We start from the raw sequence: 9,456 nt of genomic DNA, 5'->3' as shown, positions 1-9,456 counted from the left end.
CACACAGCCCTCGGCCGCGCCGTCCACCTCCATAATCTGAGAAAACGGCAGCTCACCGGAGGTGGAGCAGCATCTTCCCTCCAAGGAGCGGTACAGGAGACAAACTGTAAAGATTCCCTTCAAAATCAGCTTGCTCCCCACCACCTTTGTCTCCGTCACACAAACGGAGACGCGACTGGAGAGGATTTCCGCAGCGCCCTCCCTGCCCGGGGACAGGTCCAGCTCGTCGGAGAATGTAAAATCTTTTTCTGCGATATGTGTCAGTGCGGTGGTATGCTGCACCTCCCGCCGCTTTTCAACGCACAAGGCTGCGTCTGTCTCCGCGTCGGTGCAAAATTCCGTCTCCGCCCGGCGATATCCGGTAAGGCGGGTGACAAGCCGACAACGGGTAAACACCTTACGGGGATTCAGCGCACGGGTTTCCATCAGCTCAGGCTCTGTGTCCGCTGCCAAAAGCACACACTCCGGCATGGCCTTGGCGTCCGACTCGGCGGAAAAAGGCATGGCAAAATCCAGCGTGCGCACGCCGCTCTCCCCATCCGGGGTATAGAGCACCGTTATCCGCACGGTGCCGGAAATTTCCGCCTTTCCGTCCCTCAGCTCTCGGCTGTGGAGATAGATTTTTCCCTCCGTGTCGATGATGCGGGCAATGTCGGGGCAGTAATCCGGCACAATTGTCTCCGCCGTTTCCTCCTGCGTCAGCACAAGCTCCCCGCCCACGTCATAGGCGTCGAAGCGGGCTTTTTTTAAATCCAGTTCCATTCAGACCATCCTTTCCCGGCCATTGTGATTCTGGCCTATCCTATGCCGGGAGGATGAGGGTTATTCCTTGATCCCGAACAACCTGCGCAACAGGCCGCACAGCGCTTTCGGCGACTTCCAGACGACGATTTTCATATACACGCACTCCTTTTCCAAATCAAACTCATCTCAGCGCCGAAGACAGGCGCTCCCGCAGGCGATCAGGAGCAGTGCGACGATAAACAGCAGAAAGCCCGTAGGAAAAATCGCCGCAATTAAAATGCCCAGCCCCAGCGACACCGCACATACGCCCAGCCAGCAGCCTCCTCCCCCTCCACGGCCACACCACATATCCGCCGCACCTCCTCTCGTACTCCAGTATATACCCGGAAAGAAAAAAGCGTGCGGAACAAAGTTCCAAAGCGGGGAAATTTCTACGCGAAAAAGAAAAAAAAAAAAAGGGCGGATACCGAAAATGAGTTACCCGCACTTTTTTATTTCTTCTGCTCCGTCCATTCCTTGAGGGGCTTCAACTCCTCGTAAAGCCGGAGATAGCTGTCGTGGCGGCTCTTTTGAAGCTTTCCGTCCATAAGGGCCTCCAGCACCGCGCAGCCCTTTTCCTTCGTATGGCTGCACCCCACAAACCGGCAGCCCTCCACATACGGCGCAAAGTCCGGAAAAGTCTCGGGAAGGCGGTGTTTCAGCTCCAAATCCAGTTCCTCGGAATCAAAAGACGCAAAGCCCGGGGAATCCACCACCTCTGCGCCGCAGGACAGGTGAAAAAGTTCTACGTGACGGGTGGTGTGCCGTCCCCGGCCGAGGGCCACGCTGATTTCTCCCACCTTCAGCCCAAACTCCGGGTCCAGCGCATTTAAAATGCTGGACTTTCCCACGCCGGAGTTTCCTGTAAAGGCAGATAGCTTTCCAGCTATTAACGGCTTCAGCTCCTCCAGACCCGCCCTTGTTTCCGCGCTGACGCGGACCGTGGAAAAGCCCGCGGCGCGGTAAATCTCATACAAACCGTCGGCACTGTTCAAATCGCATTTGTTCAGCACCACCACCACGCCGCAGTCCTTCAGCGCCGCGATGGCGGAGAGCCGATCGATGAGATAAGGGTCGGTTTTTGGAAGGGCCTCCGAGGCAATGATCACAATCTGGTCCACATTTGCCACGGAAGGGCGGCGAAAGGTATTCTTTCGGGGCTTTATGGCCTCTACATAGCCTTCGCCGCCGCCAAGCTCCCGGATTTCCACCCGGTCCCCCACCAAGGGAGAAACGCCCTCTTTGCGAAATTTTCCTCTGGCGCGGCAGCAAAAAAGCTCCCCGTCGCACTCCACATAGTAAAACCCGCTGAGGGCCTTTTGAATCCGGCCCTCACGCATCAAAGCTTACCGTGCGTGTTTCAAACAGCGTTCCGTCGTAATACACCTGTACCGTGCCGGTGCCGGTGCCATACAAGTCCACGGTAGTAGTTCCGTCGCTGCAATTCACATTGCCGTCAAACTGTGACTGTCCATCCAGCAACACCACCATATGAACGGTTTCCCGCCCATCCTGCGGCAGCGAGAAGGTCGCTGGCTGGAGAATCAAATTTTCCGAGGGGGGATTCGTACCCGCAGGACCCTTGCTGACGGAGAGGATAATTTTGTCGCCCTTGTTGGCCTTCGTGTTTCCGGCGGGGTCTTGCGCCACCACCATACCGACAGCCTCGTTGCTCTCCACATCTTTTACCTCTACGTCAAGCCCCAGACTTGTGGCCAGTTCCTTTGCCTTGTCAACGGGAAGCGCGGTCAGGGGAAGCACATCCACCGGAATTTTCTCCGGTCCCGTGCTAACGTACAGTATTACGGTGTCGCCCTTTTTCAGGGTAGCCCCCGCCTCCGGATCCGTGCGAATGATGGCGTCCGCCGTCACGTCGTCGCTGCTCTCCTCAATCGATTGAATATCCAGCTTCAAATCGGTGATGAGTGTTTTCATATCCACCTTTGCAACCTGAATATTCTTTCCAATCAGGCCGTCCGGCATCGTGTCGGTTCTCTCCCCGGCGCTGACGGTGACATCAATGACAAGGTTGGTCTTTTTCGGCATGTTCTCCGATGGGTCCTGCTTGAGAATCACATCCACAGGCGCATCGTCATAAACCCTGCTCACCACATTGATTGTAAAAATCCCGTCAACCTCGGGAAGCGCATTGGCCTCGTCCACCGTCAGTCCCAGCACATTTGGAACGAGATATTTGTCTCCCGCATCCATGGAGCCGAACACCGCCCTGGCCACAAAAAACACCGCCACCAGCGCCACCACCACCACACCGACAATCATTGCCGTGCGTTTTTGAGGGGACAGCTCTCCTTCGGACTTTCGGGGCGGGTCCCGGTCGTAATCCGAATCGTACTTCCGATCTCTGCTCCGTCCGTATTCCCGCCCGGTATCCCTTTCGCGGGAAAGCTCCCTGGCGGCATGGTGCTGCGCGGCGGCAGCCACCACGGCGCCGGTGCGCAGCGGGCGGGTTGGCTCGTCAGGCTCCTCCGGGCGAAGGTCCTTGGGATCAATGTCCAAATCCACGCCGGGATTTTTACGGAAGGCATCTAGATCCAGAATCATGGCTTCGGCGGAGTCATACCGCCGATCCCGGTCTGGGGCCATGGCCTTCATGCAGATCAACTCCAGCGGCTCGGGGATACCAGCGTCAATCTCCCGGGGCGCCAGCGGAATGGAACTGAGATGCTGAATGGCCACCGACACGGCGGAATCACCCTCAAAAGGCAGGCGGCAGGTGAGCATCTCATAAAGCACCACTCCGGCGGAATAAATGTCGGAGCGTGCGTCTGTCCGGTCGCCCCGGGCCTGCTCCGGAGAGATATAGTGGACGGAGCCAAGGGCCTCCTGCGTCAGGGTCTGGGCAGAGTTTTCAAGGCAGGCAATGCCGAAATCAGCCACCTTCACGCTGCCGTCCCGCAGAACCATGATGTTCTGGGGCTTGATGTCCCGGTGGACAATTCCCCGGCTGTGGGCGTGGGAAAGGCCGCGCATAATCTGGGTGATAAAGTGCAAAGACTCTCGCCAGTCCAGTTTTTCCCGCTTCTCCATGTACTGCTTGAGAGTAATGCCGTCAATTAGCTCCATGACGATGTATTCTACCTCCGCGCTTTGGGACACGTCATACACCGAAACGATATTGGGATGAGACAGCATGGCGACAGCCTTGGACTCCGCGTGGAACCGGCGGCGAAACTCCTCATCCTGCGCCAAATCGCTCTTGAGAATCTTCACGGCCACCAGCCGGTTCAGGCGGTGGCATTTGGCTTTGTATACCACGGCCATGCCGCCGGTCCCAATCCGCTCCAGAATTTCGTAGCGGTTGTCCAGCATTTTTCCAATATAAGAATCCACCATGTCACACACCCCCCTTTCCGTCTGTTTCGCGCATCAGCACGGCGGTTACATTGTCGTTTGCGCCGCGCTCCTTAGAGAGATCCAGAAGCCTTGAAAGGCAGTCCTCTCCCGTCTTGGCACGGTTCACCTCGTCCAGCATTTCCTGATCCGACACGGTGTCTACCAGCCCGTCGCTGCACAGCAGAATGATTTCCCCCGGCTCCATGGGGCATATGTAGCCGTCGCACTCGATCAGCTCATCCGGCCCCAGCGCCCGGGTAATCAGATTGCGGTTTGGATGGCGGCGGGCCTCCTCGGCGGTAATGTCCCCCCGCTCCACCATGCTCTCCACCAACGAGTGGTCCCGGGTAATCCGCTGGATGCACTCTTTTGTAATATGATACGCACGGCTGTCGCCCACGTTGCTCACCACAGCGCCGCCTCCATAGCCCACGGCAGCCACCAGCGTGGTTCCCATGTTCTGAAATTCCTCGCTCTGCCGCGCCGCTTCCCAGACTGCCTTGTTTGCAAGAGACACCGCAAAGGATGACGCCTCCCGGAGCTGACCCGGCGTCATCTCCGGGCGCAGAACGCGCCGCACCTCCCGCATATAGGTATCCACCGCGATATGGCTTGCCAGACGGCCGCCGGCGGTGCCGCCCATGCCGTCGCATACCACGCAGACGGTGTGTCCGCTGTCCGTGCGCTCCCGCACGGCAAAAGCGTCCTGATTGTCTTTACGGACCAGACCCACGTCCGTAATGCCCCAAACCTGCATGTCGGTCACACTCCTTTCCTCTCTTCCATGGCCTTCCGACGGAGCTGACCGCAGGAGGCGTCGATATCCCCCCCCAAGCTCCGCCGCACTGTGGCGGTGACACCATGGGACTCCAGCCGCTTTTGAAACGCCGCCGTCCGTTTGGAAGGCTTGAACGGGCTTTCCACCACGTCGTTCAGCGGAATGAGATTCACATGCCCCGGCATCCCTCTTAACTTTTGGGCAATGAGGTCCGCCTGCCAGTCACCATCGTTCACGCCGTCGATCATGGCGTACTCAAAGGAAATGCGCCGCCCTGTTTTTTGAAAGTAACGATGGCATGCGGCAAACAGGTCCTCCACGGGATAGGCCCGGTTCACCGGCATGATTTTAGAGCGGGTTTCCCCATCCGGCGCGTGGAGAGAGACGGACAGCGTAAGCTGAAGACTCAACTCGGCAAGGCGCTCGATGCCGGGAATGATGCCGCAAGTAGACAGGGAAATATGCCGCATGCCGATGTTCAGCCCCTCCGGGCAGTTCACCAACTCCAAAAACCGCAGCACGTTATCAAGATTGTCCAGCGGCTCCCCAATCCCCATCAAAACGATATTGGAAACCGGCAGACCGGCGTCCTTCTGGGTAAAAATTACCTGATCCAGTAGCTCCCCCGGCGTCAGGTTTCTGACCTTTCCCGCCACAGTGGATGCGCAGAATGCACAGCCCATCAAACAGCCCACCTGAGAGGAGATGCAGACGGTATTCCCGTGGTGATAGCGCATGAAAACCGATTCTATGCAGTTTCCGTCGCTTAGCTCCCAAAGGTATTTCACGGTGCCGTCCAGCTTGGAAACCTGCTTGCGCACGGCCACGGGCGGCGTGAGAATGCATGTACGCTCCAGCTTTTCCCGGAGAGACTTTGGCAGGTTTGTCATCTCATCAAAGGAAGTCGCGCCCCCATGGAGCCAAGAGAACACCTGCTTTCCACGAAAGGAAGGCTCTCCCATGTCCTTCAGGGTACAGGTCATTTCCTCCGGCTTCTGGGATTTCAAGTCAATCATTGTGGGACGTCCCCTTCAGCACGCCGCAGGCGGCAGATGTAGAATCCATCGGTCCCATGGCGATGGGGCCAGAGGGTCAGCTCTCCCGGCTGCTCCCCGAGAGGGCGGGGCAGCGTAAAGCTTTCCCGGGAAAATTCCGGGTGGGCGGCGAGAAATCCGTCCACAATCTGGCCGTTTTCCTCCGGAAGCACGGTACAAGTGGAGTAGATCAGCGTACCGCCGGGCTTTACATACCGCGCCGCGTTTTCTAAAAGCGCGGACTGAGCTACGGTAAGTGTAAACAGGTCGTCGGGGGATTTATACCGAACGTCCGGTTTTTTCCGAATAATACCAAGACCAGAGCAGGGTGCATCCACCAGCACCACGTCGGCGCTGGTAGCCCACACAGGACGGAAAACCGTCCCGTCTGCGGCAACGGTCTCAATAGATGTAATTCCCAGCCGCGCAGCGCCCTCTTGAATGCGGACCAGCTTCTTTTCGTGGAGGTCACAGGAAAAAAACTCTCCCCCGTCCCCCATCAGCACCGCCGCGCCAAAGGACTTTCCTCCCGGAGCGGCGCACACGTCAATGACCCGCTGCCCCTTTTCGGGCGCGGCAACCAAGCCCACCAGCTTCGCTGCGGGGTCCTGCACGAAAAACTCGCCCTGTCCAAACGCCTCCAGCGCCGTCAGATCGCCGGAGGAAGACAGCTCCAGACAATCCGGAACCCACGGATGTGGCGTGACTCCTACTCCTGCTGCTGTGAGCTTTGCGGTTAGCTCTTCCGGCGTGGTTTTCAGCGTGTTGACCTGTACCGTCAGGGGCGCAACACCGTTGTCGGCAGCAAGGAAAGCCTCCGCTTCCTCCCGGCCCAGCAGCGCCAAAAGCCGCTTTACCAGCCACTTGGGGTGGCTGTACTTGATGGAAAGATACTGCGCCTCATCCCTGTCTGGAATGGCTGGAAGCGTGTCCCTGTTCAAAGATACCTTCCGCAAAACAGCGTTCACCAGCCCGGATGCCGCACCACGTTTATTTTTCTTTGCCAGCTCCACGGCTTCGTTTACCGCCGCCCGGTCCGGCACCTTGTCCAGAAACAAAATCTGATATGCACCCAGCCGCAGAATGTCCGTAAGCGGTATCTGTAAATGGCTCACCTTCTGGGAGCAGTAGGCCCCCAAATAAAAATCCAGTAGGGCGCGGTTTTGCAAAACGCCGTAGACCATGCGGGTGGCCAACGCGGCCTCCGCGCCGGTCAGTCCGTCTCTCCGGAGCTGGGCCTTTAAAGAAGCGTCCGCCCATGCGGCATTGGACGAGACGGCGCCCAGCACTCGCAGGGCGGTATCCCGGGCGCTCATCTGCGGCCTCCCCGTCGGTTGCCGCCCCGGGCCGCAAAAATGGCCACGAACCGCATAAGCTGCAAAAGGCTGGTTAAAAGCGCCGCCACATACGTCAGCGCAGCCGCCTGCAGGACCTTTTTCGCGCCTCCAATCTCCTCTTCCGCCAACAAACCCTCATTCTCAATGGTTTCGATGGCTCGGGCGGAGGCGTTAAACTCCACCGGCAGCGTCACAAGCTGAAAGAATGTGGTGATTCCGAACAAAATGATGCCCGCCAAAAATAAAGACTGGCTGTACATCAGCATTCCGATCAGCAGCAGGATAAAGGAGAAGCGGGAGCCAAAGCTGGTTGCGGGAATGATGAGATTGCGCAGCCGGACGGGGGCGTACCCAACGGCGTACTGCACCGCGTGCCCCGCTTCGTGACAGGCAACGCCCACCGCCGCCACCGTGGCCGCGCCGTACACGTCCTCGGACAGATAGATTGCGTTGGACCGAGGGTCATAGTGATCGGTAAGCCGTCCTTGAGTGGGATGAATTGTCACACCGGTGACCCCGTGGGCCCGCAGTACCGCATCGGCGGCTTGCGCCCCGGTCATACGGCGGCGGTTGGTTTCTTTGCTGTAACGGTTGAAGCTGCCGGAAACCTGCGCCTGCGCGTACAAGGACAGCAGAAATACCGGAATCAGCAGAATCCAGTACAGGTTGTTCGCAAAGAAATAAGCATAATCGTTTTGCATCAAATTCCTCGTTTCAAAGTTGGATAGGATGGCCCCGCAGATAGTCGGCAACGGGCATCTTCTTTCCCCCATCGGCCTGTATCTCCGTTAAGCAAAGGACCTTGCCATCTCCACAGGCAACTGCAATTCCTCTCTTATCCGCTGAAAGTACCGTTCCCGGTTCGGCATAGGTTTTCTCCCCAGTCTCCTGAGATTTAAAAATCTTCATCGCCCGTCCGTCCAACACGGCGGAGGCCGCGGGCCAGGGAATCAGACCGCGAATCTGGCAGTTGATGGCGAGGGCACTCTTCGTCCAGTCAATGGGCGACAGGTCTCGGGATAGCATGGGCGCATAGGTGGCCTCGTCCTCGTTTTGAACGGTCCGGACCGCAGTGCCTTTTTCAATCCCCGCAATCACTCCGCTTAAGGCCTCTGCCCCAAGCTCTGCCAGTCGGGCGGTCAGGGCCTGCGCGTCCTCATCCGGTCCGATGGGCGTTTTGACTTTGGAGATCACATCCCCTGCGTCCAGCTTGTCCACCATATACATAATAGATACGCCCGTTTCCCTGTCTCCGTTCAAAATCGCCCAGTTGATGGGGGCCGCGCCCCGGTATTTGGGCAGTAGGGACGAGTGGACATTGATGGAGCCGTATTTCGGATAGTTTAAAAGCTCCTCCGGCAAAATCTTGCCGTAGGCTGCTGCCACAATCAGCTCCGGCGCAAGCCGCCGCACAAGGTCCATTGCCTCGCCGTCCCGCGCCTTCTGCGGCTGAAACACGTCAAGTCCAAGCGTCATGGCATATTCCTTGACAGGGGTTGGTATGAGCTTCATGCCCCGGTTTTTCGGCTTGTCCGGCTGCGTGACGACCCCACAAATCTCATGCCCGTCCTCCGCCAATCTTCTTAAAGAAGCCACGGCAAATTCGGGAGTTCCCATAAACAATACGCGCATCAGCGTTACGCCTCCGGTTCTACGTTCTCGTCCTCTTCGGCCCCCTCGGCCTCCAGATATTCCGACAACTCCTCGTCAGTCAGAAAATGGTCCACGTACTCAGAGAACAGGTGTCCGTCCAAATGCTCAATCTCATGGCAGAAGGCTCGTGCGGTCAGGCCCTCGCCCTCCACCTCAAACCAATTTCCCTCCCGGTCCTGTGCCCGGACCCGCACATGGTCGGGCCGGGTGACCACGCCCCATTTTCCCGGCAGGCTCAGGCAGCCTTCAAGGCCCGTCTGCTCTCCATCCTGAAAGATGATTTCCGGGTTAATCAACTCGATATACTCCTCGGAATCCTCATCCAGCACCAGGCATACCCGCCGCAAAACGCCCACCTGCGGTGCGGCAAGGCCGGCGCCTCTGGCGTCGGTCAGCGTCTCCGCCATGTCGTCCAGCAGTTGGCGCAGGCGCCCGTTAAATTCTGTCACGGGACGGCTCTTCTTCAGCAGGGAATCGTCCCCCGCCTCTATAATTCTTCTCAAAGCCATTGCGTTGT

General features: G+C 58.1%; 10 protein-coding genes. All 10 read right to left on the bottom strand.

Annotation, left to right across the window (positions count from 1 at the left end):
- Nucleotides 1–762: DUF3794 domain-containing protein (locus tag RTU96_RS10175; RefSeq protein WP_312636476.1), on the bottom strand; the 762-nt coding region annotated here is incomplete at its 3' end.
- Between the two features lie 168 nt (nt 763–930).
- Nucleotides 931–1,092 (bottom strand): hypothetical protein, encoded by a 162-nt coding sequence (locus RTU96_RS10170; RefSeq protein WP_293007591.1) that lies wholly within the window; start codon nt 1,090–1,092, stop codon nt 931–933.
- Nucleotides 1,093–1,235: 143 nt separating this feature from the next.
- Nucleotides 1,236–2,123, bottom strand: coding sequence for a ribosome small subunit-dependent GTPase A (gene rsgA / locus RTU96_RS10165; protein WP_312636474.1), 888 nt, complete (start codon nt 2,121–2,123; stop codon nt 1,236–1,238).
- Complete coding sequence (gene pknB / locus RTU96_RS10160) at nt 2,116–4,137, bottom strand: Stk1 family PASTA domain-containing Ser/Thr kinase (protein ID WP_312636473.1); 2,022 nt, start codon at nt 4,135–4,137, stop codon at nt 2,116–2,118. The genes rsgA and pknB overlap by 8 nt, the downstream gene beginning before the upstream one ends.
- Nucleotide 4,138: 1 nt before the next feature.
- Nucleotides 4,139–4,894, bottom strand: coding sequence for a Stp1/IreP family PP2C-type Ser/Thr phosphatase (locus tag RTU96_RS10155; protein WP_312636491.1), 756 nt, complete (start codon nt 4,892–4,894; stop codon nt 4,139–4,141).
- 5 nt (nt 4,895–4,899) lie between these two features.
- Nucleotides 4,900–5,931 carry a 23S rRNA (adenine(2503)-C(2))-methyltransferase RlmN gene (gene rlmN, locus RTU96_RS10150; RefSeq protein ID WP_312636472.1) on the bottom strand — a complete coding sequence of 344 codons (1,032 nt, stop codon included), beginning with the start codon at nt 5,929–5,931 and terminating at the stop codon, nt 4,900–4,902.
- Nucleotides 5,928–7,265, bottom strand: a complete 1,338-nt coding sequence (gene rsmB / locus RTU96_RS10145; protein ID WP_312636471.1) for a 16S rRNA (cytosine(967)-C(5))-methyltransferase RsmB — start codon at nt 7,263–7,265, stop codon at nt 5,928–5,930. The genes rlmN and rsmB overlap by 4 nt, the downstream gene beginning before the upstream one ends.
- The gene (locus RTU96_RS10140; RefSeq protein WP_312636470.1) at nt 7,262–7,987 is read right to left on the bottom strand and encodes a zinc metallopeptidase; all 726 of its coding nucleotides are present in this window, start codon (nt 7,985–7,987) and stop codon (nt 7,262–7,264) included. The genes rsmB and RTU96_RS10140 overlap by 4 nt, the downstream gene beginning before the upstream one ends.
- A gap of 13 nt (nt 7,988–8,000) precedes the next feature.
- A complete protein-coding gene (gene fmt / locus RTU96_RS10135; protein WP_312636469.1) occupies nt 8,001–8,918 on the bottom strand; it encodes a methionyl-tRNA formyltransferase in 918 nt (305 codons plus the stop codon).
- Between the two features lie 5 nt (nt 8,919–8,923).
- Nucleotides 8,924–9,448, bottom strand: a complete 525-nt coding sequence (gene def / locus RTU96_RS10130; RefSeq protein ID WP_312636468.1) for a peptide deformylase — start codon at nt 9,446–9,448, stop codon at nt 8,924–8,926.
- Between the last annotated feature and the right edge of the window lie 8 nt (nt 9,449–9,456).

Origin of the sequence: Oscillibacter sp., assembly GCF_032018205.1 — a bacterium.
Taxonomy (GTDB): domain Bacteria; phylum Bacillota; class Clostridia; order Oscillospirales; family Oscillospiraceae; genus Oscillibacter.
Note: the sequence above shows the minus strand (reverse complement) of the source record. Positions and strands in the feature narration are given on the sequence as shown.